Origin of the sequence: Burkholderia mycopellens (genome assembly GCF_964265025.1) — a bacterium.
Classification (GTDB): Bacteria; Pseudomonadota; Gammaproteobacteria; order Burkholderiales; family Burkholderiaceae; genus Burkholderia.
The window spans coordinates 727718-754313 of record NZ_OZ183804.1 but is presented as its reverse complement, the minus strand read 5'-3'; the positions used below and the strand labels follow the sequence as shown (position 1 = coordinate 754313).

The window sequence follows — 26596 nt, the reverse complement described above, 5'->3', positions numbered from 1 at the left end:
GTTATTCAGGCCCGGCGACGCACCTGAAACAACGGATCGGGCTATGCCGGAGAATTGAAATTTCCGTTCATAATAATCAAGAAAATTTACCCGATCCGATTATCGTTATAACGGTGTTACGCGGGTAACAGCGCCATTCGCGGAGTCGAATCGATTCTGTGTTTTCCATAAAAACAGGAAGGCACGGGATGACAACCTCGAACCAGCACGCTGCGCCGGCGCCCGAGTCTCCGGCGCAGCAACTCGATCGCACCTGGCGGGAAATGCAGGGGAAATTGCGGCGCCGCGCGCGCCTGTTGTGCAAGGGCGATATTCACCGCGCCGACGAACTGCTCTCCGATACCGCACTCAAGGTGCACATTTACCTGCAGCGCTCGCCCGAGCGCGTTCAGAACCTGGCCGGTTTTCTCTTTCTGGTGCTGAACCACGCATTCCTCGATGGCGCACGGCGCCGGCTGCGCGAAAGCGGCATGCTCGAATTCGACCCGGACTGGGACGACGATCACACCGTCGAGCTGGCCGGTCACGCGCCGTCGGTGGAGCAGCAAATGCTGCTTCGACAGCAACTGCTGCGTCTCCAGCAGGCGCTGTCCGCGCTGCCCCCTCAGCAGCAGATGCTGTTCACGCTCAAGTTCGAGGAAGACCGGCCCTATCTGCACATCGCGGCGACACTTGGGATCAACGAGCCGCTTGCCCGAAAGCGTGTCGAGTTGTTGCGCAAGAAGTTGCGCGAGGAACTCGCGTAAGCGCGTTCACGAACGCGGGCACGCAGCGTTCCTAACGGCATGTGCGGCGTCGCTGGCCTGCCGGCCCGTCCGTTCCTTCAATCGCATGCCGGAGCCGGGTTCCGAGGAGGCCTCGTGGCAGACAAAGTCAATGAGCAGATTACCGATGCGGTGACGCAGACCAACGTCAACGTCGTCGCGGGATCGCCGGCCCAGGCGCTGGGCACGCTTTACCAGATGTTCAGCCAGGCCGTCGGCATCTCGGCGCAGAACATGACGCAGCAGCAGGCCGCGCTGAACCAGATTTCGAACGCCGTCGTGTCGAAGGCGGTGGCCATGATCCTGTCCGTCGAAGCATCGCCGAAGAGCGCATCGGGCGGTGGGGCCGGCGGCGCGCCGCAGGTTCCGGCGGCCGGGCCGCAGACGGGCTCCACGCATTAGGACGTGACGACTCTCGGGATACCTGAATCATGAACATGAAAGGTCTTTTGGGCGGACGCGGTGACGGCACGACGCAGACGCCGGACGATGTCGCGGACGCCGCCGCCGAAGCCGCGACGACGGCCGATGCCGCGCCGCATGCCGCGACACCCAAAGCCGGCGCGCGCGCGTGGCCGGTGAACCGGCTGCGCCGGTTCACCGATGCATTGAAAGCACCGAACCAGGTCGCGGATGCGGCCGGGGGCGGCGGCTCGGCGCTGCGGACCGTGCAGGCGATCAATGCGGAGGCGGCGTCCTATGCGACGACGCAGATTGCCGTCGGCCCGAACATGATGATCACGCAGGCGGGCGGCATGGTCGCGCAGGCGGCGGCCAACTATTTCGAGGCGACGACGTCGCTGGCGATCGCGGGCAAGAGCGTGCTGATGAAGGACCTGGCGCAGAAGACCGTCGACGAGAACGTGGCCGGCATGGCGATGGATGCGGTGGGCCTGTTGTTGACCGACCTGTTCGTGGCGACCGCGGCGATCGTCGCGGGTGCCGCGGAAGCGATCGAAGGGGAGGCCGCCAATGTCGCACTCGACAGGATCGACGAGAGCCTGCAGAAGTATCAGGCGCTGCTGGACAAGAAGGGCGCGTAGGGTGCGCCGAACGATGCGGCAGCGTCGACGACGGCCGGCAGGCGCGCAACGACAGGCATCGAGTCGATGCACGCGTGACCGTCCGCGTGGCGCGGATGATCGCGCCGATGTGGAGCGTCGCAGGCAATTGCCTGCCGCATGCGCACCGACGGCGCATCGATCGACACGACCCGCCGGGCCGTCGGGCCCGATGCGGGATGTGAGCGGCGGAACCGACGCACGTTCGCTGTCCAGAATCCGTCGAGGCCCGCTATCTGCAGTCCTATCCATCACGTGAGGAACCCATGTCCTACATCATTCACAACGTACACGGTCCCGCGCCGCTGGCGGTTGGCGAGCGCACCTGGGGAGATGCGACGGAAATCGATTTCGGTGCGATGACGAGCTGCATCGCGCTCGTCGAGCAGGCGCCGGCTCAGCCCACGCAGGTGCGCGCAGTCCACTTGTCGATCCTCAGCGCCGACGGCTCATGGGTCTACGATCCGGCGGAGAACGTGGCCGGACAGGTCGAGACGATCATGCAGCAAAGCGGCGATCTGCGTGCATGCCTTGGCCGCATCGACCTCTGGCAAGCCAGCCAGACGCAAGAGCTGCAGGATTTCTTCGTCGGGCTGATGCAGAGCCTCGACATGCTCGATTGGGTGCAGGTGCCGGACGGCAACCTGCGGGTGCGGATCCACGGTGGCGTGATGCAGTATCGGCATGGCACCGGTGCATGGACCAACGTGTAGCCCGCACGATCCGTTGAATCCGGTGCCCGCTGCGCGCGCGGGCGCCGGTTCGAACGGCTCGGTCGAGAATTGTCGCGGAGGGGGCGCAAGGAGGATGTCGAATGGCTGAGATGCGACTTGCTCGGGATCTCGTCGTCCAAATGCAGCGATGCAATCTTCCTTGTCCTCCGCGAGTTTTCATCCGCTCGCGCGACGCGAACCGAACGCGCCGGCGACGCAGGTTCGCGGCGCCGTCACGTAGCCCGACTCGAGATGCGCTCCCGGCTGGAAACGATTGCACCGGCCGAGCGGCAGCCGGCGATCGTAAGGTAACCGTCGGCCGATTGCATTAATAAACTCCGCTATGCACCTGTGATTATCCGGCGCCGGGATTTCACAATCTCGTCGCAAATGCACGTGATTATTCATGAAAATAAAACGAGCCAATAACCACGTCCGGCGACAGTTTTTTTGATAATCCGGCCTGCCTGTTCCTTGCGGAAACCAACGGCATCTGCTTTATTTACTCATAACAAATCAGGATAAAACGCTATCGGGGTATCTCGACTGCTTCGCCAGGCATTCGTGCCTGCCGAATCGGCATCGATTCACCACGGCATCCCTACGATCTGAAAGCGCAGCCCCTTTTCGGAGGCCTTGCTGCGCCTGATGCGCGTGTCCACGCCACCCATGGAGGCGATCAGGTGACCACGCGGGCCTGCCCATGGCCCGGCGGTCAATGCATTTCAAATGCCAAGCGCTATTTTAATAAAACGAATTCAATTGAGCGTGAGTTCGACTGATTTTTGAATTACCTGCTTACGTTCAAAATCTGGCGGCCAAACCGTAACGCTATCCACGAAGGGGATTGGGCACATCATGAATAACGCACCTGGAGTCAGAGTTCGTCCGTCGATCGAATCGTTGCAAGCCGAATATCGGAAAGGCAACAAAAAGCCGCTGGAAGACGTGATGCGCGCGTGGAAAGGCATCAAGGAATTGCCGCCCGACGATCCGAACTCGTTCTTCATGATCGGCGGCTTCCACGGCGAGCCGTTCCGCGGCGCCGGCTGGGGATCGGCGTCTTACTGGGGCGGCTATTGCAACCACGGCAACGTGCTGTTCCCCACCTGGCACCGCGCCTACCTGTTGCGGCTGGAACAGGCGCTGCAGAGCATCCCCGGTTGCGAGCAGGTGATGCTGCCCTTCTGGGACGAAACCAGCGAAGAGTCGCTGACGAAAGGCATTCCGTGGGCACTGACCGACCCGGATTTCGAGCTCGACGGCGAAAAAATTCCGAACCCGCTGGCCTCCTTCTCGTTCAACAGGGCGATCACCGACAACATCAACGGCGACGATCCTAATTACAGCAAGCCGCTGCCCTACGTCACGGTTCGCTACCCGTTGTCGGGGCTCGTGGGGACCGAGAAGGACAAGGCCGCCACCGAGAAGCACAACGCCAAGTTCCCCGACCCCCAGGAGAACGTCGTCATACTGAACCGTAACATCGTGGACTGGCTCACGTCGTACATCGTCGTGAAGGGCAAGGTGGTGGACACGAACGTGAAGCGCAAGTACGAGCAGTGCCTGGACGCGCCGAACTACACGGTGTTTTCCAACACGACGTCCGCGGCCCAATGGAACGAAAATCTTCCGGACGGCGCGATTCCCGTCGTCCCGCTCGAGTCGCCGCACAACAAGATTCATCTTGCCGTCGGCGGGTTCGACGTGCCGCACGGCCCGAACAAGGGCGATTTCTCGCCGATTCCGGGCGCCAACGGCGACATGGGCGAAAACGACACGGCGGGCCTCGACCCGATCTTCTATTTCCACCACTGCTTCATCGATCGCGTGTTCTGGCTGTGGCAGAAGCGGCATGGCTTCACGCAGCACCTCGACGTCATCGCCGAATATCCGGGCACCAACTCCGTCGATTCGCAAGGGCCGACGCCGGGCACGGTGCCCAACGCGTGGCTCACGCTCGAATCGCCGCTCGATCCGTTCAAGAAGAGCGAGAACGGCAAGGAGCGTGCCTATACGTCGCTCGACTGCATCAACATCGAGGAGCAGCTCGGCTACACGTACGGCCCCGGTTCGCTGGAAAACCTGCCGGCGCTCTCGCTGGCGGCGTCGACGGTGCAGGCCGGCAACAGCAGCAAGGTCGTGCGCGTCTCCGGGCTGAATCGTGCGCCGATTGCCGGGTCGTTCCTCGTGTCCGCGTACGTCAACGTGGACGGCGAGCGGCACCTGCTCGGCACGGAGGCCGTGCTGAGCCGCTGGAGCGTGCAGTCCTGCGCGAACTGCCAGACGCACGTCGAAGTGAAGGCGTTCTTTCCGCTGGACCAGTTCGCGGAAAGCGTGGTGCAGGATGCGCAGTACGACGTCGAGATCCATACGCGTGACGGCGTGCGCCTTCAGACGCCACCCGCGTCACCCCCCGCGTCGCAAGCCGTCGCCGGTGCGGCTCCGCAACCCGCACGGAAACTGTTCCGGCTCGAGGTCCGGTAGCCGCAGCGCGTGACGAACCGGCGCCGTTGCCCGGCGCCGGGTCACCGCGGCACGTCGACAACGTGGACATGAAGGGGAGACGCGGGCATGAGCTACACACCCGAAACCGGCAGCCTGGCGGGGCTGTGGACCTATCGCAGTTTCCTGAACGATCCCGATCCTGCGACCGCATTCAACGACCTTGAATTCGGCCTCGGCACGATCGAGATCGCGCAGGCGCCGGCGGGCATTTTCAAGGGGCGCATTTTCGGCTCGGGATGGGAACTGCAGCTCAACGGCTGGATCAGCTACGGGAACCCCGGCACGGTGCGATTCCAGGGGCGCGGCGTGGTTAGCGGCGAGGAATGGGTCTACGACTATGTCGGGTACGTGAGCGCGCCCTGGCCCAATGGCGTCGATCAGCGTCCGGCGCTGACCGGTTCGATCGTCCGTACGGTTCCGCATGCGAGCGGCGACGGCGGCGTCGCGCCGGCCGGCGTGGTGTGCTCGTGGTATGCGGTGATGAGAGATCCCGCCTGAACCGCCATGACTGCTCCGACTGCGCCACCGGCCGGCACGGCCACGCGTCCGTCGACGGCGACGGACGCGATCCGCGCGGGCGCCGGGATCGGGCCCGCGCGAATCGCCATGCTTTCGAGGTCCGAACGCGTGCGCGGCGGGCTGGCGTTCGCGTTCCTCGGTTTCCTGACGTGCGACTTGCCGACCCGGCTGCACGGGGCCCCTTCCAGCTGGATATGGAACGGCATCGGCGCGATTGCCTGCGGCATCGCCGGCTACTCGACGAGCAGCGGCGCGCCCGGCAGGTGTGCGCGCCGGTCGATGCTGTGGTGCATGGCCGCGATCTGCACGGGCTTGACGCTCGATGCGATGCGCTCCCCGCTGGATGCCATCCTCGACGTCTGCGGCGGAACGCTCGATGCCGGCGCCATGTGGGATTCGCTCGTGCTCCATCTCCAATGGTTTCCGATGTCGATGCTGGCCATGCTGGCGCTGTTGATCCGGCGCGAGGTCGACCGCAAGGCCGGGCATCGGCGCAGCACGGTACGCGCGCGGGTTCGGGCTCCGGTTCGGGTCGCGCTTGAATTGGCGGCGATGTTGCTCGTCATGGCGCTCGGCATGAGCGCGATCAAGGCATTGGGGTTCGGCATGGGGCTGCGCTGGGACACGAGCGGCGTGGCTGTTTCGATGCTCGTCAGCATGCTGGCGTTCTACGCGATGAGCGATCGCGCTGCACTCGCAGAGGTGTCGTTGAAAGATCGCCTGCGCAATAAAAACGGTCCTGTTGATTAGGATGGCAAAAATAAACCGGATGGCATAGGCTCGTGGAAGTCGCTCGGCGCGGCGGTGCACGGCATGGTGGATCTGCGGGTGCTGTCGTGCTTCAACATCCTGCGCCACCCGGTGCCGCCGGCCGCGCTCGCGCGGCTGGACACGCTGTATCCGGACGAGTTCGCGTACCTGCGAAACTATACGGATCTGTCGAAGCCGGTGTTTTACGGCCCGCGTTTCCGCAACGTGAATCCGCAGGCGTAGGCGCGACGACGCCCGGCGCGGGACATGCGCGCCGGGCCGGCAGGCGGGGCCCGCCATCCGGGCGGCGGGGACGGCGGGCGCCTGCAATGGGCGCCGCCCGGCGCGGTCAATCGCGCTTCACCCCCAGCTTTTTGTTCATCAACAACGACAAAAATCATCGTTTCGCCGCCGGCGGTGCGTCAGCAGAATGTCTCCATTCCAACTCGTGCGGTAGCAAGAACGTCGCACTGAGCCGCACTTCAGAAGGAGACAGCCGTGGCAGTCGAAACAACCTCAATCGATACGCTCGTCGTCGGCGCCGGTCAGGCCGGCGTGGCCATGAGCGAGCACCTGGGCAGGCTGGGCGTACCGCATCTCGTGCTGGAGCGCAGCCGCATCGCCGAACGCTGGCGCACGGGGCGCTGGGATTCGCTGGTCGCGAACGGCCCCGCGTGGCACGACCGCTTCCCCGGCCTCGAATTCGACGGCCTCGATCCCGACGCGTTCGCGTCGAAAGACCAGGTCGCGGACTACTTCGAAGCGTATGCGCGCAAGATCGACGCGCCGATTCGCACCGGCGTCGAGGTGACGAAGGTCGTGCGAAATACGGGCAAGCCGGGTTTCATCGTCGAGACGTCCGACGGCACGATCGAGGCGAACCGCGTGGTCGTCGCGACCGGGCCGTTCCAGCGTCCGGTGATTCCGCCGATCGCGCCGGACGATGCGCGCCTCGTGCAGCTCCATTCCGCCGACTATCGCAACCCGGGCCAGCTTCCGGACGGGGCGGTGCTGGTGGTCGGCGCGGGATCGTCGGGCGTGCAGATCGCCGACGAGCTGCAGCGCGCGGGCCGGCAGGTGTACCTGTCGGTCGGCCCGCACGATCGCCCGCCGCGTGCGTATCGCGGCCGCGACTTCTGCTGGTGGCTCGGCGTGCTCGGCGAATGGGACAAGGAAGTCGCGACGCCCGGCCGCGAACACGTGACGATCGCGGTGAGCGGCGCGCGCGGCGGCCATACCGTGGATTTCCGGAAGCTGGCGAACCAGGGCGTGACGCTCGTCGGGCTGACGAAGTCGTTCGACGGCGGCGTGGCCGTGTTCGAGCGCGACCTGGCGATCAATCTCGCACGCGGCGACGAGAACTACCTGTCGCTGCTCGACGCCGCCGATGCCTATGCGGCACGCAACGGCCTCGACCTGCCGGAAGAGCCCGATGCGCGCCGCATCCTGCCGAACCCCGACTGCGTCGCGCATCCGATCCTCGCGCTCGACCTTGCCGGCGCGGGCGTCACGTCGATCATCTGGGCGACCGGCTATGCGGTCGACTACGGCTGGCTGAAGGTCGACGCGTTCGCCGACAACGGCAAGCCGCAGCACCAGCGCGGCGTGTCGAAGGAGCCGGGCCTCTATTTCCTCGGGCTGCCGTGGCTGTCGCGGCGCGGCTCCAGCTTCATCTGGGGCGTGTGGCATGACGCGCGGCATATCGCCGATCACATCGCGATCCAGCGCACCTACCTCGCATATCACCATGCATCGCAGCACCGCTCGGCCTCGCACGCGGAGCAGGACGGCGTCGCGGCGCACGCCGGCGCGCAGCCGCTTGCCGTCGCGGTGAACTGACCGAACCCATGCCGCCTGCCGCACCGCGTGTGCATCCGGTGCGGCGGCGTGACCTCTGACGACTGAAGGATTTCGATGAGCCAACCCACCCATACCCGTATCCGCATGTTCAACACGAAGGATACCTATCCGAACCAGACGCTCGACAACGACCTGTGCCAGGCCGTGCGGGCGGGCAATACCGTCTACGTGCGCGGCCAGGTCGGCACCGATTTCGACGGCAACCTGATCGGCCTCGGCGACGCGCGCGCGCAGGCCGGGCAGGCGATGAAGAACGTCAGGCAGTTGCTGGAGGAAGCCGGCAGCGACCTCACGCACATCGTGAAGACGACGACCTACCTGATCGACCCGCGCTATCGCGAGCCGGTGTACCAGGAAGTCGGCAAGTGGCTGAAGGGCGTGTTCCCGATCTCGACGGGGCTCGTCGTGTCCGCGCTCGGCCAGCCGCAATGGCTGATGGAAATCGACGTGATCGCCGTGATCCCGGACCACTGGCAACCGAACCGCGCATAGGAGGCGACATGACTTTCTCGATCGTCGGGCGTTGCCCGGAGACGGGCCAGCTCGGCATCGCGATCAGCTCGTCGAGCATCGCGGTGGGCGCGCGCTGCCCGTGGGTGCGCGCAGGCGTCGGCGCCGTCGCGACGCAGAACATCACGCTGCCGGCGCTTGGGCCCCAGATCCTCGACCTGGTCGAGCACGAACAGCTGGCGCCCGGCGCGGCGCTCGACCGTGCGCTCAGCGCGAACGGCTGGAGCCAGTACCGGCAGGTCACGGTGATCGACGGGCAGGGGCAGACAGCGTGCTTCACCGGCAAGGAAGCGCTCGGCACGCATCACGCGGTGCAGGGCGAGCAATGCGTGGCGGCCGGCAACCTGCTGGCTGCGTCGGCCGTGATCGACGCGATGGTGCGTGCCTTCGAACAGGCGCCAGGCCTGCTCGCCGAGCGCCTGCTGGCCGCGATGCATGCGGCGATGGCGGCCGGCGGCGAGGCGGGGCCGGTGCATTCGGCGGCGCTGAAGGTGGCCGGCGACGTGACCTGGCCGATCGTCGACCTGCGCGTCGACTGGGCCGATGCCGATCCGATCGGGCAGCTCGATGCGCTGTGGCGGGCTTATCGGCCGCAGATGCAGGACTACCAGACGCGCGCGCTGAACCCGACCGCCGCACCACGCTACGGAGTGCCGGGCGATGAGTGAACCGTCGAGCCGTGCGCTGCTCGAACGGCTGATCGGTTTCGCGACGGTCAGCCGCGATTCGAACCTCGAGATGATCGGCTTTGTCCGCGACTATCTCGCGGGCTTCGGCGTCCAGAGCGAGCTGTTCTACAACGCGGAACGCACGAAGGCGAGCCTGTACGCGACGATCGGGCCGCGCGATCGCGGCGGCATCGCGCTGTCTGGCCATACCGACGTGGTGCCGGTCGACGGGCAGGCGTGGACGGTCGAGCCGTTCCGGCTGATCGAGCGCGACGGCCGGCTGTACGGGCGCGGCACGGCCGACATGAAGGGCTTCATCGCGTCGGTGCTCGCGGCCGTACCGACATTCGTCGCACGGCCGCTGAGCGTGCCCGTGCATCTCGCGTTCTCGTATGACGAGGAAGTCGGCTGTCTCGGCGTGCGGCCGATGCTCGCGGAACTGGCCGCGCGCGAGCACCGGCCGCGCCTGTGCCTGATCGGCGAGCCGACCGAACTGAAGCCGGTACTCGGTCACAAGGGCAAGCTCGCGATGCGCTGCCACGTGAAGGGCGCCGCGTGCCACTCGGCGTACGCGCCGTCGGGCGTCAACGCGATCGACTACGCGGCGAAGCTGATCGGCCGGCTCGGCGAGATCGGTGCGGCGCTCGCGCGGCCCGAACGGCACGACGCACGATTCGACCCGCCGTTCTCGACCGTGCAGACGGGGCTGATCAAGGGCGGCCGCGCGCTGAACATCGTGCCGGCCGACTGCGAATTCGATTTCGAGGTGCGCGCGCTGCCGGATTTCGATGCGCACGACGTGCCGAGGAAGCTGCAGGCCTATGCGGAATCCGAACTGTTGCCGAGGATGCGTGCGGTGCAGCCCGATACCGACATCCGGCTGCAGCCGCTGGGCGCGTATCCGGGGCTCGCGACCGCGCCGGACAGCGAGGCCGCATGCCTGCTCGCGATGCTGACCGGCTCCGACGCATTCGGCACGGTGGCGTTCGGTACCGAGGGCGGGCTGTTCGGCCAGGCCGGCATTCCGGCCGTGGTGTGCGGGCCCGGCAGCATGGACCAGGGGCACAAGCCTGACGAGTTCGTCACGCTCGACCAGCTCCACGGCTGCGACGCGATGCTGGGGCGCCTGGCCGCGCATCTCGCTGCGGCCGCCTGAACCGCCGAGCGGCCGACCCGCACGCACCGCATCCCGCGGCGCGTGCGTTTTCCTGTGCCTTACCGCGCCGATTCCGCGACGATCCGCGCGAGCCGCTCGCGGCAGAAATCGACAAACGATTGCGCCTGCTTCGTGAGTTGTCCGCGTTTCAGCCGCGCGCTCACGAGCCCCGACGGGCTCACCGTTTCGCTGAGGCCGATCGTCACGACCCGCTGGCCGTCGTACGTGTATTCGGAATGCGGGCGCGTGACGAGCAGCGAGAAGCCGAATCCCTGGCCGACCATCCCGCGCACCATCTCGATCGACGGCGACCCGAACACGATGTTCGGCGTGAGCCCAAGCTCATGAAAGAGGCTGACGAAATACGTGCGGCTCGGCTGCACGTCGAGCAGGATCATCGGCTCGACACAGAGGTCGCGCAGCGATACGTGCGTCTGGCCCGCGAACCGGTGGTGCTCCGGCAGCAGCACGTAGGGCTGTTGCGGCGGCATCAGCGGCTCGGTCTCGATCGTGCCGTCGAGATCGTGGTCGTACATGAGCGCGAGATCGAACGTGCCGGACGTCAGGCCCTGCACGAGTTCCTGCTGGTCGCCGTCGCGCAGCCGGATGTTGACGCCCGGGTAGCGCTCGCGAAAGCCCGCGATCAGTTGCGGCAGATAGAGCGGCGCGACCGTCTCGAAGCAGCCGATGTCGATTTGCCCGGTGATCACGTCGTTGTCGGCAAGCGCGTTCTGTTCGAACTCGTGCGCGATGCGCAGCAGCTCCTGCGCTTTCCGGTAGAAGCGCGTGCCGCTCGGGGTCAACGACACGCCCTGCGCGTGATGGCGGATGAACAGCTTCACGCCGAAGCTTTCCTCGAGCCCCTTGATCGCGCTGGAGATCGACGGCTGCGCGATGAAGAGCTGGCGCGAGGCCTCGGCGACGCTGCCCGATTCCACCGTCGTCACGAAGTATTTCAGTTGCCGCAAAGTGTAGTGAGCCACAAGCACCTCTGATGCACGGCCCCGGCGTGCCGCCGCGGGCGCAATCTGTCCATGGTTTTGCGTAGCACCTTACCTGAAAGCCCCCCGGCGCCGGTATTCCCGCTGCAGAGCTTTTTCGTATGTCCCGGAAATATTTTTAGTATTTTCCGGCCGCGAGGGTCGTGGCGCACCATCGTCTCCAACCTGGATCACGGCGAGGCCGCGCACGCACTGGCGAGACAAGGCATCCGTCCCCGCATGCGCATCGTCCGCTTCGTTCGACACCGCCGCGCATGCAAGCGGTGCGGCGTCGCTCGCGTATCCGGACCCGATTGCAGGCGCGTACCCCAACGCGCGCCGGCTGACACGGCAAGCGCGCATCGCCGCGCAGGACAGGAGACCTCACCATGACGAACGTGGACCGCAACGCGTCCCCGATGATAGAGAAGCACACGATCGGCTACGTGCCGCCCGCGGAGCGCCACGGCAAGGTGCGCGACCTGTTTACGCTCTGGTTCGGCGGCAACATCGCGCCGCTGCCGATCGTGACCGGTGCGCTCGGCGTGCAGCTCTTCCACCTGAACCTGATGTGGGGCATCGTCGCGATCGTCGTCGGTCAGGCGGTCGGCGGCGTGCTGATGGCGCTGCATTCGGCGCAGGGGCCGCAGATGGGCATCCCGCAGATGATCCAGAGCCGCGCGCAGTTCGGTTCGTGGGGCGCGCTGCTCGTGACCGTGATCGCGGCCGTGATGTACGTCGGCTTCTTCGCATCGAACATCGTGCTTGCCGGCAAGTCGGTGCACGGCATCGCGTCGTCGGTGCCGGTGCCCGTCGGCATCATGATCGGCGCGGTGGGCTCGGGGTTGATCGGCATCGTCGGCTACCGGTTCATCCACATCCTGAACCGGATCGGTACATGGGTGCTCGGCATCGGGATCCTGGTCGGCTTCTGGATGATCCTCACGCACGTGAGCACCGACGATTTCCTGACGCGCGGCGGCTTCAACTTCGCCGGATGGCTCGCGACGGTGTCGCTGTCGGCGTTGTGGCAGATCGCGTTCGCGCCGTACGTGTCGGACTATTCTCGCTATCTGCCGGAAAACGTCGGCGTGGCGTCGACGTTCTGGGCGACCTATCTCGGCTGCACGATCGGCTCGACGCTCGCGTTCATCTTCGGCGCGGTCGCGGTGCTCGCGGTGCCGGCCGGCGCGGACGCGATGGATGCGGTCAAGCAGGCGACCGGCCCGCTCGGCCCGCTGATGCTCGTGCTGTTCCTGCTGAGCGTGATCAGCCACAACGCGCTGAACCTGTACGGCGCGGTGCTCGCGGTGATCACGTCGGTGCAGACGTTCGCGTACAAGTGGATTCCGACCGCCAAGGCGCGTGCGGTGGTGTCGGTCGTGATCTTCGTCGCGTGCTGCTACGCGGCGATCGGCGCGTCGACGAACTTCGTCGGCAATCTGGTGGATCTGGTGCTCGCACTGCTGGTCGTGCTGGTGCCGTGGACGGCGATCAACCTGATCGACTTCTACGTGATCCACAAGGGCAAGTACGACATCCAGTCGATCTTCATGGCCGATGGCGGGATCTACGGCCGCTTCAACCCGCAGGCGCTGCTCGCGTATGCGATCGGCATCCTCGTGCAGATTCCGTTCATGAACACGCCGATGTATGCGGGCCCGATTCCCGCGCATCTCGGCGGCGCGGACCTGTCGTGGCTCGTGGGGCTCGCGCTGACGTCGCCGCTGTACTACTGGCTCGCGACGCGCGACAGCGCGTATCGGCGCCGGCAGACGGGCGCGACGATGCCGCCGACGGCGGCGCGGTAAGCGGGGCGTTTTCGACGCGGGGAAGGAAGCGCCGGGCCGCCGCATCGGTGGTGGTGCGGCGGCCCGTGGAAGCGTTTCGGCATGACGAGGGCAGGCACGCGGCCGGCGACGCGCCGCGAGCCTGCCCGCGCATCACACGACCGCCGAGCGCGCGACCCGCACCGGCACCGACTTGTACGACGGCGTGCCGCTTTCCTTGTCGATGTAGTCGAGCGGCACGAGCACGTTCGCTTCCGGGTAGTACGCGCCGACCGACCCCGGCGCGATGTCGTACTCGATCGCGGTGATCTTCTCGAGACGCAGCGTGCGGCCGGACGCGGTGATCGTCTCGATGTCGACGAGGTCGCCGTGTTCGAGCCCGTACTTCGCGAGATCCGCCGGGTTCATGAACAGCACGTCGCGCCGCCCGAACACGCCGCGATAGCGGTCGTCGAGCCCGTAGATCGTCGTGTTGTACTGGTCGTGGCTGCGCAGCGTGATCAGCCGCAGCACCTGCTCGGCGCCGAGCACGTCGGCATCCTCCTTCACGCCCTTGTAGACCGAGAACATCGCCTTGCCGGTCGGCGTCGGCCACACGCGCTCGGTGGGCGGCAGCGGCAGGCGGAAGCCGCCCGGCGTGCGGATGCGCTCGTTGAACGCCTCGAAACCGGGCACCGTGCGGTCGATCAGGTCGCGGATACGGTCGTAGTCGGCGATCAGGTCGAGCCATGCGACCTTGCTCGCCGGCAGCGTCGCATGCGCGATCCCGGCGACGATCGCGGGCTCCGAGCGCAACTGGTCGGACGCCGGCTTGAGCTTGCCGGCCGACGCGTGCACCATCGACATCGAATCCTCGACGGTGATCGACTGCCGGCCGCTGGCCTGCATGTCGAGCTCGGTGCGGCCGAGCACCGGCAGGATGAAGGTTTCCTTCGCCACCAGCAGGTGCGAGCGGTTCAGCTTGGTGCCGAGATGCACGCTCAGGTCGAGCTTCGCCATCGCCGGGAACGACTGCTCCGGATCGGGCAGCGCGACCGCGAAGTTGCCGCCGAGGCACAGCAGCGCCTTCGCGGTGCCGTCGATCATTGCCTGCATCGCCTGCACGGCGTCATGCCCGTGATGCGCGGGCGGCGTGAAGCCGCACACGTCCTCGATCTTCTTCAGGAACTCGGCCGACGGCTTCTCGGTGATGCCGACCGTGCGGTTGCCCTGGACGTTCGAATGGCCGCGCAGCGGGCACACGCCGGCGCCGGGCTTGCCGATGTTGCCGCGCATCAGCAGCAGGTCGGCGATCAGGCGCACGGTTGCCGTGCCCTTGTTGTGCTGCGTGACGCCCATCCCGTACGTGACGATCGTCGCGTTCGACTTGGCGTAGGCGAGCGCCACCTGTTCGAGCTGCGCCTGGCTGAGTCCGCTTGCGCGCTCGATGTCGTCCCACGACGTGGCGACGAGGTCGGCCGAGAACGCATCGAAGCCGTCGGTGTGCTGCGCGATGAATTCGCGGTCGAGCACGTCGCCGCGTTCGGCTTCCAGCTGCAGCAGCGCCTTCATGATGCCCTTCAGCGCGGCCGCGTCGCCGCCGGCGTCGACCTGGTAGTACGTCGACGCGATCCGCGTCGAGCCGAACGACGCCATCTCGATCATGTCCTGCGGATCGGCGAAGCGTTCGAGCGCGCGCTCGCGCAGCGGGTTGAACACGATGATCGGCACGTTGCGGCGCGAACACTCGTGCAGCGTGCCCATCATCCGCGGGTGGTTCGTGCCGGGGTTGTGGCCGATCGAGATGATCAGCTCGCAGTGGTCGAAGTCCTCCAGCGATACGGTGCCCTTGCCGATGCCGATCGACTGCGGCAGGCCGACGCTGGTCGGCTCGTGGCACATGTTCGAGCAGTCGGGGAAGTTGTTGGTGCCGAGCTCGCGCGCGAACAGCTGGTACAGGTACGCGGCTTCGTTCGATGCGCGGCCGGACGTGTAGAACTCGACTTGGTCGGGCGGCAGCGCGCGCAGCACTTCACCGATGCGCGCGAACGCATCGTCCCATTCGATCGCACGGAACGTGTCGGTCGCGCGATCGTAGACGAGCGGATGCGTGAGCCGGCCCATGTTCTCCAGCTCGTAGTCCGACATGCGCAGCAGCGACGACACGGTGTTCGCCGCGAAGAACTCGGGCGTCACGCGCTTGGTCGTCGCTTCCCACGTGACGGCCTTCGCGCCGTTCTCGCAGAACTGGAACGTCGACTTGTGTTCCTTGTCGGGCCACGCACAGCCGGGGCAGTCGAAGCCGTCGGGCTGGTTGGTCCGCATCAGCACGATCGGCGCCTCGATGGTTTCCATCTGCGTGCGCACCGCATCGGCTGTCGCGCGAAGCGCGCCCCAACCACCTGCGGGCCCGTCGTACTTCCTGATGCCTGGCACTTCGCGTCGATTTGTCATGTGAATCTCCATCAGCCGGTCCCGATGCGGGCGGCTCGGTTTGCGCCGTGTCGCGGCGTGGGGCGGCTCCGTCCGGTGGACGGAGCCGGTCATGCGTGCTCCGGGCGTGCGGGGCACGCGGGGTTTCAGTGCGCCGCCTTCTTCGCGCCGGTCGACTTCTTGCCGGACGGTTTCGCGGCGGGTGCGGGCGGCGGCGTGTCGGCAGGCGTGTCGCCCGTCTTCGCATCGTCGCCTGCCTTGGCCGCCTTGCCGTTCGGTTTCGCGTTGCCGCCGGCGTCCTGCTTCGCGTCCTTGGCGTCCTTCGTGTCCTTCGCTTCCGGCGCGGCGAGGCTGTTGAACTTCACTTCGTCGCTGTCCTTGTCGTAGTCGACTTCGACGCGGTCGCCGGACTTCAGCCGGTCGGCGAGGATCTCCTTCGCGAGCTGGGTCTCGATGGTCTGACGGATCTGGCGCTTCAGCTCGCGTGCGCCGAACTCCGGCTGGTAGCCGGCTTCGGTCAGGTGCTCGACGAGCGCATCGCCCATCACGAGCGTGATGTCCTGCGCGGCGGCCGTGCGCACCACACGGTCGAGCTGGATCTGCACGATCGCGCGGATGTTCTCCTTCGACAGCGCATGGAAGACGATCACCTCGTCGATCCGGTTCAGGAACTCGGGGCGGAAATGGCCCTTCAGCACCTGCATCAGCTCCTCGCGGATCGCCTTGTCGGTCTTGCGCGCGGCTTCCGGCTGCGTGAGGTTGTCCATGATGATCGCGGCGCCGAGGTTGCTCGTCGCGATGATGATCGTGTTGCTGAAGTCGACCACGCGGCCCTTGCCGTCGGTCAGGCGGCCGTCGTCGAACACCTGCAGCAGCACGTTGTAGACGTCCGGATGCGCCTTCTCGATCTCGTCGAGCAGGATCACGCTGTACGGGCGGCGCCGCACGCGTTCGGTGAGCTGGCCGCCTTCGTCGTATCCGACGTAGCCGGGCGGCGCGCCGATCAGCCGCGCGACCGCGTGCCGCTCCATGTACTCGGACATGTCGATGCGGATGATCGCCTGCTCGTCGCCGAACACGGTCTCGGCGAGCGCCTTCGCGAGCTCGGTCTTGCCGACGCCCGTCGGCCCGAGGAACAGGAACGTCGCGATCGGCCGGTGCGTCTGGCCGAGCCCCGCGCGCGACAGCCGCACGGCGTCGCTCACGGCCACCACCGCATCGCTCTGACCGACCACGCGCTCGCGCAGTTGCTCTTCCATCTTCAGCAGCTTCTGGCGTTCTTCCTGCGTGAGTTCGGACACGGGAATGCCGGTCAGCCGCGACACGACCTCGGCGACCGATTCGACCGTCACCTCCAGCGTCTCGGAGCCGGTCTTGCGCTGCCACGCCTCCATCTTTTCATCGACCGTCTTCTGCTTCGCGTTGATCTGCTCCTCGAACTGCTTCGCTTCGTCGAAGCGCTTGCGCGACGTTGCGTAGTCCTGCTCGCGCTTGAGCTGCGCGATCTGCGCTTCGCCTTCCTGGATGTCGGCCGGGCGCGACGTGGCGCTGATCCGCACGCGCGCGGCGGCCTGGTCGATCAGGTCGATCGCCTTGTCGGGGAGGAAGCGCGACGTGATGTAGCGATCGGCGAATTCCGCGGCCGCGACGAATGCGTCGTCGGCGAACGTCACCTGGTGGTGCGCCTCGAGGCTGTCGCGCAGCCCGCGCAGGATCACGATCGTCTGCTCGACGCTCGGCTCCGGCACGAACACCGGCTGGAAGCGCCGTTCGAGCGCGGCGTCCTTCTCGATGTACTTCTGGTATTCGTTGAGTGTCGTCGCGCCGATCAGGCTCAGCTCGCCGCGCGCAAGCGCGGGCTTCAGCACGTTCGCGATATCGAGGCCGCCTTCGCCGCCGCCCTGGCCCGCGCCGACGATCGTGTGCAGCTCGTCGATGAACAGGATCAGTTCGTCCTGCTTCGCGGTGACTTCGTCGATCAGCTGCTTCGCGCGCTCCTCGAATTCGCCGCGATACTTCGCGCCGGCCACCATCGAGTTGATGTTGACTTCGACGAGCCGCTTGCCGCGCAGCACCTCGGGCACGTCGCCGTTGACGATCCGCTGAGCGAGCCCTTCGACGATCGCCGTCTTGCCGACGCCCGGCTCGCCGATCAACACCGGGTTGTTCTTCTTGCGGCGCGCGAGCACCTCGATCGTGCTTTCGATTTCCTGCGCGCGGCCGAGCACCGGGTCGAGCTTGCCCTGGCGCGCGATCGCGGTGAGGTCGCGGCCGAACTTGTCGAGGTTCGGCGTGCCGGTCGGCGCATCGACGCGGCCGTCTTCCGCGCCTTTGCCGACCACCTTCACGACTTTCTGGCGCAGCGCCTCGGGCGTCACGCCGTATTTCTTCAGCAGCGTGCCGGCGATGCTGTCCGGCACCGACGCGAGCCCGATCAGCAGGTGCTCGGGGCCGATATACGAGTGGCCGAGATCGCGCGACGCCTGGAACGCGTATTGCACGGCTTTCTTCACGCGCGGCGAGATCGACAGCTTGTCGAGCGGCGCATCGGGGGCGGCCGTGCCGGTGTGCGCATGCTCGTCGATATACGACTTGATGTCCTGCGGCGACAGCTTCAGTTCCTTCAGCAGTGCGGCGCACACGTCGGTGTCCGCAAGCGCGTAGAGCAGGTGTTCGGAGTCGAGTTCGCTGCGGCGCAGCTCGTGTGCCTTCTCGGCCGCGCGCTGCAGCAGCTCCAGCGTCTGCTCGCTGAATGCGTCGGTCGGATCGACCGACTCGCGCGGCACCTCGGCGGCGAGCGGCGCTTCGTCGTCGAGCCCGCCGAACAGCGACGGTGAGCCGCCACCGCCCAGCAGCGAATCGAACGGGTTCAGCATGCTCTGATGTCGCATCAGCTGGCGGAAGTGGTAATCGCAAATCGAGATCGTCTTGCGCTCGCCGTCCTGCATCACGGTTGCGCGCGCGACGGCCGGCCGGGCGTGACAGATATCGCAAAGTGCGGGCATGGTGGTCTGGCTCCTGTCGGTGAAAGTGGGTCGAAGGGTGACGTCCCGATGCGGTGCGGCGCTTGGGCGCTTCCCGACCGCGAACGCACGACGCGCGGCACGGCGGCGCGCGGGCGGCGCCGGTGCTGTCACGCAGCGCGCGCCGGCGTCGTGCACGGTCGCGGTCAGGGCGGCAAGCGTGCGTGCCGGGTGGAGCCCACGGCATCGCTTCGACTGCGTTCAAAATAGCGAATCGGCGCAGGCCATCCAAGACACAGTTCCGCCGCGGCCCGGCCGCGAATTGCACCCTCGCATGCGCGCGTGTCCGGGCGGCAAGGAGTACAGACGGGCGGGCACGCGGCGGCACGGGCATGCGCGGCGTGTGATGGCAGGACGCGGGAGCGGGCTGGGCGCGATCGGATCGCGGTGCGGCATCGGCGCGCAGGGCGCCGGTTGCCGGCGGGGAGGCGGCGATGCGGGAGGGCGTGCGCGGCGCAAGCGCCGCAGCGGAGGTGTGCCGCGACCGGCCAAGCGCAACCCCGCACGCACCGCAGACGATGCGTGTGTGGCGGCCGGAGGCGAGGGCAGGTTGCACGGTCCGGGCCGGACACGGCGCAACCGTGGCGTGCCGTGGTCAGTCCGGAAGTGTCATCGCCAGCCGTTGCCGGGCGATCCGCTTCACGTCCGTCGACAGTGCCGCATCCGGCAGGCCGTTGGCCCAGACGGAGAACGAATCCTCGATCAGGTTGCGCGTGTCGGGCGGCAACTCCGCCAGGACCAGCGACAAGACGGTGAACAGCACGGCGGTGTCGCCGGCCTGGCTGCTCGCGTTCGCATCGACCGCCTGCTTCAGGCGGTCGACCGACGCCTGCAGCGCCTGCACTGCCTCATTCGACTCGCTCATCACACACTCCATGCAAGATGGGTTTGATCGGCGACGAACATGCGGCCGGCGGTGCGGCCGCTCGCGCGCGACGCCCGGCGGGCATCGCGCGCAGGCAACCGCGGTCAGGCCGCCGTGTTGCCCTGCGGCGCCACGGCCACCGATGCTTCGCTCGTCAGCATCAGGAACGTGAACGTTTCGCGCAGGTACAGGCGGACGACCTTGTCGGTATGACTCGTGTAGCCGATCGATACGTCTTCCCCGAGGTGCAGCTCGTAATCGCCGCCGCGCGTGGACAGCACGCAGCCGCCGCTGATCGCCGGCGCCCAGATGATCTCGCCGCTGACGATCCGCTTGATATGGCCGAGGACCGGATAGCCCTGGTCGCGCGCTTCGCTGAGCGCCGTGTATGCATCCGAGCCGAGCACGACCGAGTACGGGCCGTCGACGCCGGCAAGCCGCAGCGCCTCGAGCGCGTCGCTGATCGCGTCGGGGTAGGCGCCGACGTCCGCCGGCAGCGTGAGCTTGCGGTTCGACGTGCCTTCGCGGATGCCGACGATGCCGGCTGCCTGGTAGCCGTCGAAAATCGCGTTGTCCTCGGCGAATGCGAGCCGCTGCGCGGCTTCCTTCGCCGGTTGCCAGTCGGCGTCGCGCGCGCCGCGCTCGACGCTGTCGATCGCATCGCGGCTCAGCTCGAACGGCACCGTCAGTTCGACGATCGTGCGGACTTCGCGCAGCCGCGCAGTCACCAGCTCGCGCGGCGCGGCGACCTCGACGAGATGCCCGGTGCCGACGGCCGACAGCTCGGGGCCTTCGGGGCCGTCGACGTCGACGACGCGGCGGCCGGCCACCGATCGTTTGAAGGTGCGTGCCACTTCCTCCTCGATTTGTTCCCAGGCGGAAGACGAGATCGGGGCGAGTTCGCGGTGCAGGTTGTTCATGGGTTCTGGTTGCCTCACGTCAGCGAAAACACTTCATGGTGGGCCGATCGGCTGACGGACTGCGCCTGATGCCAGGCCTGCCGATCGCGGGTGAAAATGCATATTAGCAGGCTCGATCGACACCGCTGCAGCACAAATCGAAACGACACCGTGCGGTGGCGCAACTGTTATGCAAGTCGCGTACGGGGAGAGGGGGCAGGCGCGTGCGGCATGCCGCGACCGGATTGCGATACGCGGGTTCCGGACGTCGCTCACGCCGCTCGGGCCGCGCGCGATCACGCGCCGAACCACTTGCTCTCGACGGCGCATCGCGCGTCGTGCATTCTTGCGAACATTCATCCGGCAGGGTTTCCGGAAACCGGGGCTGGGCGGCGTGCAGCTGGCGGGGCCACGCCCGGATGAATCATAGACGCAGCCTATTGAAGCTTCACAACACGTGGAGGTCGTTCATGGCACTACAACTCGTCTCGCCCGAAGACAAATACTTGCTGAAGACGGGCGTCATCAATCACGAGGCGGTCATCGGGCATTTGAAGCAGGTATTGAACGCGTTTGCCGCAAAGCCGGAGTACAGCAAGTTCTATATCGGCATTACCAGTGACCTGTACACCCGGCTGGCGAAACACCGCGCCACCAAGCCTGATTTCAAACTGATGTGCCCGATCTATCTGGAAGCGCACAACCTGGTCGGGAACGCGTTCGACCGTCTGGAGCGCAAGGCCATCGAGACATTCCGTACCGGCATCATGCACCCGCAATCCGGGGAGCGGCTGCTGGCATGCAGCAACGGCCCCGGCGGGGCGCTGCCGAAGAACTGGCTCTATATCCTGGTCGGCTGATTCGCGCGGATGGAACGCCGGGCGCAGTGGCAGGGCGGCGCGGCGGCCCGTGCGCCGCGCGCGCTTCGCGCGAGCGCCCCGGCGGACTGAACCGCGGCCATTTCGGGCACGTCCGGCGCGGGTTGCGCGCCGGGCTGTCATTGGCGCGTTGCCTTACGACGGCACGCCTTTCAGCGAGCCGATTTTCAGCGAGCCGTCGCGATGCGGCGCGGACGAAGCGGGCTCCGGCGCCGCGGCATCCGCGGCCGGCGCCGCGCGATCGGCGAGCGCCTCGAGCAGGTCGGCGGACGGCACGAAGAACAGCGAGCCGGTGACGGCGCGGCTGTAGTCGAGCAGGCGGTCGTAGTTGCCGGGCGGGCGGCCGACGAACATGTTCTCGAGCATCTGCTCGATCGGCGCCGGCGTGCGCGCGTAGCCGATGAAGTAGGTGCCGAATTCGCCCGCGCCCGGGCGCCCGAACGGCATGTTGTCGCGCAGGATCTTCACTTCCTGGCCGTTCTCGTCGAGCGTGGTCAGCGAGCTGTGCGAGCACGACGGCTTCACGTCCGGCGCAAGCTCGATGTCGGACAATTTGGTGCGGCCGATGATGCGCTCCTGCGTCTCGACCGCGAGCGCATTCCAGCCGGCCATGTCGTGCAGGTACTTCTGCACGATCACGTAGCTACCGCCCGCGAATTCCGCGTCTTCGTCGCCGATCACCGTGAAATCGACCGCCTCGCGGCCTTCCGGGTTCTCGGTGCCGTCGACGAAACCGATCATCGCGCGCTGGTCGAAATTGCGGAAGCCGTGCACCTCGTCGACGACCGTGACGGCATCGCCGAGCGCGCCGAGCAGTTGCGTCGCGAGTTCGAAGCACAGGTCCATCGCTTCGGCGCGAATGTGCAACAGGATGTCGCCCGGCGTCGCGACCGCGACGCGCTGCCCCGCACCGAATTCGCGGAACGGATGCAGCGCGGCGGGGCGCGGGTTGCCGAACAGCGCATCCCATGCGTCGGCGCCGAAGCCGCACACGCAGGTGAGGTTGCCGCCCGGCACGCGCTTGCCGACCGAGCGCACGAGCGCGGCGATGTCGCCGCACCATGAACGGATCGTGTCGGCGTGATCGGCGCCGGGATTGATCGTCGCCACGAGGAAGATCGCGCTGCGCGTGATCGTGCTGTGAACGGCCTGGGAGAGCGGGGGAGGTGTCTGCATCGTGGCTTGCCGGTCAGTCATGTCGGGACGGAAGTGCCGTGGCGCGCGAAGGCGAACGGTTGAACTGTGTCATGCGGATGGACGACGTTGCGCGGGCATCGCGCAACGGGCCGCAGCGGTGGCGGCCGGCCGCACGGCGCGTGACCGGCTCGCACCGCGTAACGTCGTCGAGCAAGCAATCTAGCAGCTTCGGCCAGTCTTTGGAACACGTATCGCCAAACTGTCATGCGAATGCGTCAAACAGGGCCGGAATTTGGGCGGCGCACGCGCAGCTGTACTCCTGGTGCATGCGGCGCTGTGCTCTTGAGCGCGCGTGCCGCGTGCAGTAGATTAGGTCCCGCTGCGCCCGCCGACGAGGAGCGTCATCATGAACCTGCTGGAAGCGATGCATGTGTATGTCGCGGTGGTCGAGCATGGCGGCCTGTCCGGTGCGGCGTCCGAACTGCAGCTCGACGAAGCGCAGGTGAGCGAACGGATCGACGGTCTCGAGCGGTATCTCGGCTGCCGCCTGCTGCTGTGCCGCGACCACGACGACGTCGCCTGCACCGACGCGGGCGATGCGTTCCACGTGTGCTGCCGCCGGACGCTATCGGCGGTCGAGCAGGCGATCGGCGCGGCCGGCCCGCACGCGCCGGATAGGCCCGACGCGCACGGTACCGTGCCTGCCGCCGCGCGCGACGCGACGTTCCCGCCGCCCGGCGCCGTTCCAGCCTCATCACCGCGATTGTCACCTTGAATACGACCACCCTTTCCAGCTCGCCGGCCGAGCGCATTCGCCGCCGCTTCGGCCATTTCCTTCACGCGGCCGAACTGGCCGGGCTGATCGTGATCGGGCTCGCGACCGCGTTCGCGATGACGCAGGAGGCGTGGAAGGTCGTGCTCGCGGGCGAGGTGTCGCTGACCGACCTGCTGCTGATGTTCCTGTATCTGGAAGTGCTCGCGATGGACGTGCGCTACCTGCGGCTCGGCCGGTTGCCTGTGCGGTTTCCGTTGTTCATCGCGATGACGTCGCTCGCGCGCGACCTGATCCTGCGCGGTGCAACCGACAGCCCCGAGCGGATGTTGATGACGACGTTCGGGATCGTGCTGCTCGCGGTGGGCGTGCTGATCCTGAGTTTCGGCCAGCACCGCTTCCCGGCCGACGTCGACGATGTCGAGGACGATGCGCATGTGCGCAGGTGAAGCGCGGGCGGCGGGCCGCAAGCATGTTCGCTGTTCCTGCAAGAAAGAGGATGCCGGATGACCACGTATTTCGATGCAACGAAACAGGCGATCGAACTGCAGCACGCGGCGTCGGACGCCTACCGGCTGGCGCGCGACACGCGCGATGCCGATCCGGCGCTCGCACGCGCGCCTTCCGTCGCCAGGCTGCAGCGGGCGGCTGCGCATGCCTATGCCGATGCGGCGCGGGCACGCGCGGCGGCCACCGGCATCTGAAGCGAACCCCGGCGTGCCGTATGCGGTGCGGCCCGCCACTGACCATCCAAGCGAGCGAGGTGTCGAATGACCCATCAACTGATCGTCGCCGTGTTCGGCAGCGTCGATACGGCCCGCCAGGCCGCGAACGATTTCGAGGCGCTGTCGGAGAAGAACGAAGGATTCCACATCGAGAACGGCGTCGTCGTCGAGAAGGACGTGACCGGCAAGCTCGCGGTACTCCATGCCGAATCGCGGCCGTTCAAGGGCGGCGTGATCGGCGCGATCGCAGGCGGTTTGCTCGGCCTGCTCGCCGGGCCGCTCGGCGTGGTCACCGGCATGGCGGCCGGCGCGGGGGCCGGCGTGCTCGCGCAAGCGGCCGGCAATGCGCTGCTCGACGGCACGTTCGTCGAGACGATTGCCGCTCGGCTCGTGCCCGGCAGCGTCGCGATCATCCTGGAAGCGAAGGAGGACACGCCGTTCTCGGTCGACAACGTCGTGACGGGATTCGGCGGCAAGGTATTCCGCCAGACGCTCGATTGAGCGTGTCGCTGTCGAACCGCAAAGGGAGAACCGCATGCGCATCGATCAATCGTACCGGCGCTTCGACATCGCGGCGACGCTGTCGCCGCTGCCCGGCAACCGCAACCGCGCGATCGCGATCGTCGATGTGACGACCGACGATCCGGCCCGCATCGCCGATCTCGGCACCGGGCAATTCCTGCAGATCCGCCAGTGGGTCGAGTCGAACGACGCCGCATCGCTGACGGTGGTGTTCGACGCGTGCAAGGTCGCGATCGATCACTACGCGGATAACGTCGACGACGCTTGAGTGAACGCGGGGCCCGCGCATGACCGGGCCTCGCGCGATCGCTGCCCGACGGTCATCGGCAAGCCGCGATGACGCGCGCCGGCACCGCGCCCGGCGAACGGTTGCCGCGCGATCGCGCGGGGCCGCGCCGTCGCGTTCGAATCTGTTCACCACGCCGGCCGGATTTCGCGTTTCCTCGCCAAACTGTCACTTACATTCGTCGAAATGACGCAGTAGGATGCCGAACCTTGTCTTGATGAGATTCGCATTGCTATCCGCCTTCAATTTCGATAACGGACGAGGTTCGCACCGGGACGCCCGCGCCCGGGCCCGGCTATCCGGCTTCGTGCACCGGCGCGGCCATGCCGCCCGTGCATCGCAGGCCGGTTCACCGCTGGCGGGGCGAGGCGGATGAAGCTCTACGAGAAATTTGCAAACGACATAGAGCGACTCATTCGGCAAGGGGTATATCGACACGGCGATCGTGTGCCGTCGGTGCGGCAGGCGAGCCAGCAGCACCGGATCAGCATCACGACCGTGCTGCACGCGTACCTGCTGCTGGAAAGCCGCGGGTTGCTCGAAAGCCGGCCGCAGTCGGGCTATTTCGTGAACCTGCGGCGCGACGACGGCCATGCGCCGGTGCGCGAGTTGCGGCCGTCGAAGCCGATCGCGATCTCGTCGTCGGTCGACGTGAGCCGGCTGGTGCTGTCGACGCTGCGCTCGATCGGCGCCGACGATGCGGTGCCGCTCGGCTCGCCGTATCCGGACCCGAGCCTGTTCCCGTTCGAGAAGCTGAACCGCTACGCGTATGCGGCCGGCCGCGACAAGTCGCTGTGGGGCGTGACGGACGGGTTGCCGCCGGGGCATCCGCGGCTGATCCGGCAGATCGCGCGACGCTACCTGGAAAACGGGATGTCGGTGGATCCGAACGAGATCATCGTGACGGTCGGCGCGACGGAGGCGATCAACCTGTGCCTGCAGGCCGTCGCGAAGCCGGGCGACACGATCGCGGTGGAATCGCCGACGTTCTACGCGATGCTGCACGCGATCGAGCGGATGGGGATGAAGGCGATCGAGGTGGCGACGCATCCGGAATACGGGATCGACATCGCGGCGCTGGCGGCGATTGCGAAGTCGCAGCCGATCGCCGCCTGCATGGTGATGCCGAACTTCCAGAACCCGCTCGGCTTCCAGATGCCGGACGAGCGCAAGCGCGAGCTGGTCGAGTTCGCCGCGAAGGCCGATCTGCCGATCATCGAGAATGGCGTGTACAACGAACTGTACTTCGGCAACATGCATCCGAGCACGCTGAAGTCGTTCGACCGCCACGACATCGTGCTGCATTGCGCGTCGTTCTCGAAGAGCCTGACGGCCGCGTACCGGATCGGCTGGGCGCTGCCCGGGCGGTATCGCGAGCAGGTCGAGAAGCTGAAATTCCTGAACACGCTCGCGACGCCGTCGCTGCCGCAGCTCGCGATCGCGGAGTTTCTCGAACGCGACGGCTACGAGCATCACCTGAGGCGGATTCGCAAGGCATATGCGCAGCAGGCGAACCTGATGCGTACGATGGTGTCGCGGTTCTTCCCGGAAGGCACGCGCATCTCGAGCCCGGCCGGCGGGTACGTGCTGTGGGTCGAGCTGCCCGCGCAGGTCGATGCGATGCGGCTGTACCAGCTCGCGCTGGAGCAGGGGATCACGATCGGGCCCGGCTACATGTTCTCGATCACGGACAGCTATCGGAACTTCATCCGGCTGAACTACAGCAGCCCGTGGTCGCCGGAGATCGAGCAGGCGGTGATCACGGTCGGCAAGCTCGCCGCCCACTGCCTCGACTGAA

Annotated in this window: 25 protein-coding genes and 1 pseudogene; 20 read left to right on the top strand and 6 right to left on the bottom strand. The window is 66.8% G+C overall.

The annotated features are described in order from the left end of the window. Positions 1 to 188: 188 nt before the first annotated feature. The 12 genes and pseudogenes from ACPTTC_RS37355 to argE all read left to right on the top strand — a co-directional run bounded on the left by ACPTTC_RS37355 (position 189) and on the right by argE (position 10509). A complete protein-coding gene (locus ACPTTC_RS37355) occupies positions 189 to 746 on the top strand; it encodes an RNA polymerase sigma factor (RefSeq protein ID WP_226200570.1) in 558 nt (185 codons plus the stop codon). A 114-nt stretch (positions 747 to 860) separates the two neighbouring features. Next, positions 861 to 1166 carry a RebB family R body protein gene (locus ACPTTC_RS37350; RefSeq protein ID WP_174950007.1) on the top strand — a complete coding sequence of 102 codons (306 nt, stop codon included), beginning with the start codon at positions 861 to 863 and terminating at the stop codon, positions 1164 to 1166. Positions 1167 to 1201: 35 nt separating this feature from the next. After that, positions 1202 to 1807, top strand: coding sequence for a hypothetical protein (locus tag ACPTTC_RS37345; RefSeq protein ID WP_423396294.1), 606 nt, complete (start codon positions 1202 to 1204; stop codon positions 1805 to 1807). A 284-nt stretch (positions 1808 to 2091) separates the two neighbouring features. Beyond that, on the top strand, positions 2092 to 2538 hold the full coding sequence (locus tag ACPTTC_RS37340; protein WP_423396293.1) for a hypothetical protein: 447 nt from the start codon (positions 2092 to 2094) through the stop codon (positions 2536 to 2538). Between the two features lie 858 nt (positions 2539 to 3396). After that, the gene (locus tag ACPTTC_RS37335; RefSeq protein ID WP_423396292.1) at positions 3397 to 5025 is read left to right on the top strand and encodes a tyrosinase family protein; all 1629 of its coding nucleotides are present in this window, start codon (positions 3397 to 3399) and stop codon (positions 5023 to 5025) included. 87 nt (positions 5026 to 5112) lie between these two features. After that, complete coding sequence (locus ACPTTC_RS37330; protein ID WP_423396291.1) at positions 5113 to 5544, top strand: hypothetical protein; 432 nt, start codon at positions 5113 to 5115, stop codon at positions 5542 to 5544. Between the two features lie 108 nt (positions 5545 to 5652). Beyond that, positions 5653 to 6315: a hypothetical protein gene (locus ACPTTC_RS37325; RefSeq protein ID WP_423396290.1), complete on the top strand. Its 663-nt coding sequence runs from the start codon at positions 5653 to 5655 to the stop codon at positions 6313 to 6315. A gap of 30 nt (positions 6316 to 6345) precedes the next feature. Beyond that, positions 6346 to 6558 (top strand): annotated as a pseudogene (locus ACPTTC_RS37320) (ferritin-like family protein); the annotation flags it as partial. Between the two features lie 255 nt (positions 6559 to 6813). Then, the gene (locus ACPTTC_RS37315) at positions 6814 to 8154 is read left to right on the top strand and encodes a flavin-containing monooxygenase (protein ID WP_423396289.1); all 1341 of its coding nucleotides are present in this window, start codon (positions 6814 to 6816) and stop codon (positions 8152 to 8154) included. 75 nt (positions 8155 to 8229) lie between these two features. Next, positions 8230 to 8667: a RidA family protein gene (locus tag ACPTTC_RS37310; RefSeq protein WP_423396288.1), complete on the top strand. Its 438-nt coding sequence runs from the start codon at positions 8230 to 8232 to the stop codon at positions 8665 to 8667. Positions 8668 to 8675: 8 nt separating this feature from the next. Continuing rightward, positions 8676 to 9353, top strand: a complete 678-nt coding sequence (locus ACPTTC_RS37305) for a DUF1028 domain-containing protein (RefSeq protein WP_423396287.1) — start codon at positions 8676 to 8678, stop codon at positions 9351 to 9353. Continuing rightward, entirely contained in the window at positions 9346 to 10509 is a 1164-nt protein-coding gene (gene argE, locus ACPTTC_RS37300) for an acetylornithine deacetylase (RefSeq protein ID WP_423396286.1), read from the top strand. The genes ACPTTC_RS37305 and argE overlap by 8 nt, the downstream gene beginning before the upstream one ends. Positions 10510 to 10568: 59 nt before the next feature. Here argE and ACPTTC_RS37295 read toward each other — a convergent pair whose 3' ends face one another. After that, the gene (locus ACPTTC_RS37295) at positions 10569 to 11492 is read right to left on the bottom strand and encodes a LysR substrate-binding domain-containing protein (protein WP_175952096.1); all 924 of its coding nucleotides are present in this window, start codon (positions 11490 to 11492) and stop codon (positions 10569 to 10571) included. A 386-nt stretch (positions 11493 to 11878) separates the two neighbouring features. Here ACPTTC_RS37295 and ACPTTC_RS37290 point away from each other — a divergent pair, with 386 nt between their 5' ends. Further along, entirely contained in the window at positions 11879 to 13300 is a 1422-nt protein-coding gene (locus ACPTTC_RS37290; RefSeq protein ID WP_423396285.1) for a purine-cytosine permease family protein, read from the top strand. A 132-nt stretch (positions 13301 to 13432) separates the two neighbouring features. Here the strand turns inward: ACPTTC_RS37290 and ACPTTC_RS37285 are convergent, their stop codons facing one another. The 4 genes from ACPTTC_RS37285 to ACPTTC_RS37270 form a co-directional block, all read right to left on the bottom strand. Beyond that, entirely contained in the window at positions 13433 to 15712 is a 2280-nt protein-coding gene (locus tag ACPTTC_RS37285; protein ID WP_423396284.1) for an FdhF/YdeP family oxidoreductase, read from the bottom strand. A gap of 125 nt (positions 15713 to 15837) precedes the next feature. Further along, positions 15838 to 18696: an AAA family ATPase gene (locus ACPTTC_RS37280; RefSeq protein WP_423396283.1), complete on the bottom strand. Its 2859-nt coding sequence runs from the start codon at positions 18694 to 18696 to the stop codon at positions 15838 to 15840. A 613-nt stretch (positions 18697 to 19309) separates the two neighbouring features. After that, positions 19310 to 19579 (bottom strand): hypothetical protein, encoded by a 270-nt coding sequence (locus ACPTTC_RS37275; protein WP_423396282.1) that lies wholly within the window; start codon positions 19577 to 19579, stop codon positions 19310 to 19312. Positions 19580 to 19683: 104 nt separating this feature from the next. Continuing rightward, a complete protein-coding gene (locus tag ACPTTC_RS37270) occupies positions 19684 to 20499 on the bottom strand; it encodes a family 1 encapsulin nanocompartment shell protein (protein WP_423396281.1) in 816 nt (271 codons plus the stop codon). 449 nt (positions 20500 to 20948) lie between these two features. Between ACPTTC_RS37270 and ACPTTC_RS37265 the strand changes: the two genes are divergently transcribed. Further along, entirely contained in the window at positions 20949 to 21338 is a 390-nt protein-coding gene (locus tag ACPTTC_RS37265) for a GIY-YIG nuclease family protein (protein ID WP_423396280.1), read from the top strand. A 153-nt stretch (positions 21339 to 21491) separates the two neighbouring features. Here the strand turns inward: ACPTTC_RS37265 and ACPTTC_RS37260 are convergent, their stop codons facing one another. After that, positions 21492 to 22553: a Dyp-type peroxidase gene (locus ACPTTC_RS37260; RefSeq protein WP_423396279.1), complete on the bottom strand. Its 1062-nt coding sequence runs from the start codon at positions 22551 to 22553 to the stop codon at positions 21492 to 21494. A gap of 346 nt (positions 22554 to 22899) precedes the next feature. On the opposite strand from ACPTTC_RS37260, the gene ACPTTC_RS37255 reads away from it, so the two are divergent. From ACPTTC_RS37255 to ACPTTC_RS37230, 6 genes are all read left to right on the top strand, one after another. Then, positions 22900 to 23268, top strand: coding sequence for a LysR family transcriptional regulator (locus ACPTTC_RS37255; RefSeq protein WP_423396278.1), 369 nt, complete (start codon positions 22900 to 22902; stop codon positions 23266 to 23268). After that, the gene (locus tag ACPTTC_RS37250; protein WP_423396277.1) at positions 23265 to 23714 is read left to right on the top strand and encodes a phosphate-starvation-inducible protein PsiE; all 450 of its coding nucleotides are present in this window, start codon (positions 23265 to 23267) and stop codon (positions 23712 to 23714) included. Before ACPTTC_RS37255 ends, ACPTTC_RS37250 begins: the two co-directional genes overlap by 4 nt. Before the next feature lie 57 nt (positions 23715 to 23771). Further along, entirely contained in the window at positions 23772 to 23969 is a 198-nt protein-coding gene (locus ACPTTC_RS37245) for a hypothetical protein (RefSeq protein WP_423396276.1), read from the top strand. A 66-nt stretch (positions 23970 to 24035) separates the two neighbouring features. Next, on the top strand, positions 24036 to 24491 hold the full coding sequence (locus ACPTTC_RS37240) for a DUF1269 domain-containing protein (protein WP_423396275.1): 456 nt from the start codon (positions 24036 to 24038) through the stop codon (positions 24489 to 24491). A gap of 34 nt (positions 24492 to 24525) precedes the next feature. Further along, entirely contained in the window at positions 24526 to 24780 is a 255-nt protein-coding gene (locus ACPTTC_RS37235) for a hypothetical protein (RefSeq protein WP_175952107.1), read from the top strand. Positions 24781 to 25170: 390 nt separating this feature from the next. Beyond that, positions 25171 to 26595 (top strand): PLP-dependent aminotransferase family protein, encoded by a 1425-nt coding sequence (locus ACPTTC_RS37230; protein WP_423396274.1) that lies wholly within the window; start codon positions 25171 to 25173, stop codon positions 26593 to 26595. Position 26596: the final 1 nt, after the last annotated feature.

Excerpts from the sequence above, each read along its gene's own strand:
- ACPTTC_RS37355 (WP_226200570.1), top strand. The coding sequence starts at position 189 with ATGACAACCTCGAACCAGCACGCTGCGCCGGCGCCCGAGTCTCCGGCG.
- ACPTTC_RS37345 (WP_423396294.1), top strand. The coding sequence starts at position 1,202 with ATGAAAGGTCTTTTGGGCGGACGCGGTGACGGCACGACGCAGACGCCG.
- ACPTTC_RS37340 (WP_423396293.1), top strand. The coding sequence starts at position 2,092 with ATGTCCTACATCATTCACAACGTACACGGTCCCGCGCCGCTGGCGGTT.
- ACPTTC_RS37335 (WP_423396292.1), top strand. The coding sequence starts at position 3,397 with ATGAATAACGCACCTGGAGTCAGAGTTCGTCCGTCGATCGAATCGTTG.
- ACPTTC_RS37330 (WP_423396291.1), top strand. The coding sequence starts at position 5,113 with ATGAGCTACACACCCGAAACCGGCAGCCTGGCGGGGCTGTGGACCTAT.
- ACPTTC_RS37325 (WP_423396290.1), top strand. The coding sequence starts at position 5,653 with ATGCTTTCGAGGTCCGAACGCGTGCGCGGCGGGCTGGCGTTCGCGTTC.
- ACPTTC_RS37310 (WP_423396288.1), top strand. The coding sequence starts at position 8,230 with ATGAGCCAACCCACCCATACCCGTATCCGCATGTTCAACACGAAGGAT.
- ACPTTC_RS37305 (WP_423396287.1), top strand. The coding sequence starts at position 8,676 with ATGACTTTCTCGATCGTCGGGCGTTGCCCGGAGACGGGCCAGCTCGGC.
- argE (WP_423396286.1), top strand. The coding sequence starts at position 9,346 with ATGAGTGAACCGTCGAGCCGTGCGCTGCTCGAACGGCTGATCGGTTTC.
- ACPTTC_RS37290 (WP_423396285.1), top strand. The coding sequence starts at position 11,879 with ATGACGAACGTGGACCGCAACGCGTCCCCGATGATAGAGAAGCACACG.
- ACPTTC_RS37285 (WP_423396284.1), bottom strand. The coding sequence starts at position 15,712 with ATGACAAATCGACGCGAAGTGCCAGGCATCAGGAAGTACGACGGGCCC.
- ACPTTC_RS37280 (WP_423396283.1), bottom strand. The coding sequence starts at position 18,696 with ATGCCCGCACTTTGCGATATCTGTCACGCCCGGCCGGCCGTCGCGCGC.
- ACPTTC_RS37275 (WP_423396282.1), bottom strand. The coding sequence starts at position 19,579 with ATGAGCGAGTCGAATGAGGCAGTGCAGGCGCTGCAGGCGTCGGTCGAC.
- ACPTTC_RS37270 (WP_423396281.1), bottom strand. The coding sequence starts at position 20,499 with ATGAACAACCTGCACCGCGAACTCGCCCCGATCTCGTCTTCCGCCTGG.
- ACPTTC_RS37265 (WP_423396280.1), top strand. The coding sequence starts at position 20,949 with ATGGCACTACAACTCGTCTCGCCCGAAGACAAATACTTGCTGAAGACG.
- ACPTTC_RS37260 (WP_423396279.1), bottom strand. The coding sequence starts at position 22,553 with ATGACTGACCGGCAAGCCACGATGCAGACACCTCCCCCGCTCTCCCAG.
- ACPTTC_RS37255 (WP_423396278.1), top strand. The coding sequence starts at position 22,900 with ATGAACCTGCTGGAAGCGATGCATGTGTATGTCGCGGTGGTCGAGCAT.
- ACPTTC_RS37245 (WP_423396276.1), top strand. The coding sequence starts at position 23,772 with ATGACCACGTATTTCGATGCAACGAAACAGGCGATCGAACTGCAGCAC.
- ACPTTC_RS37240 (WP_423396275.1), top strand. The coding sequence starts at position 24,036 with ATGACCCATCAACTGATCGTCGCCGTGTTCGGCAGCGTCGATACGGCC.
- ACPTTC_RS37235 (WP_175952107.1), top strand. The coding sequence starts at position 24,526 with ATGCGCATCGATCAATCGTACCGGCGCTTCGACATCGCGGCGACGCTG.
- ACPTTC_RS37230 (WP_423396274.1), top strand. The coding sequence starts at position 25,171 with ATGAAGCTCTACGAGAAATTTGCAAACGACATAGAGCGACTCATTCGG.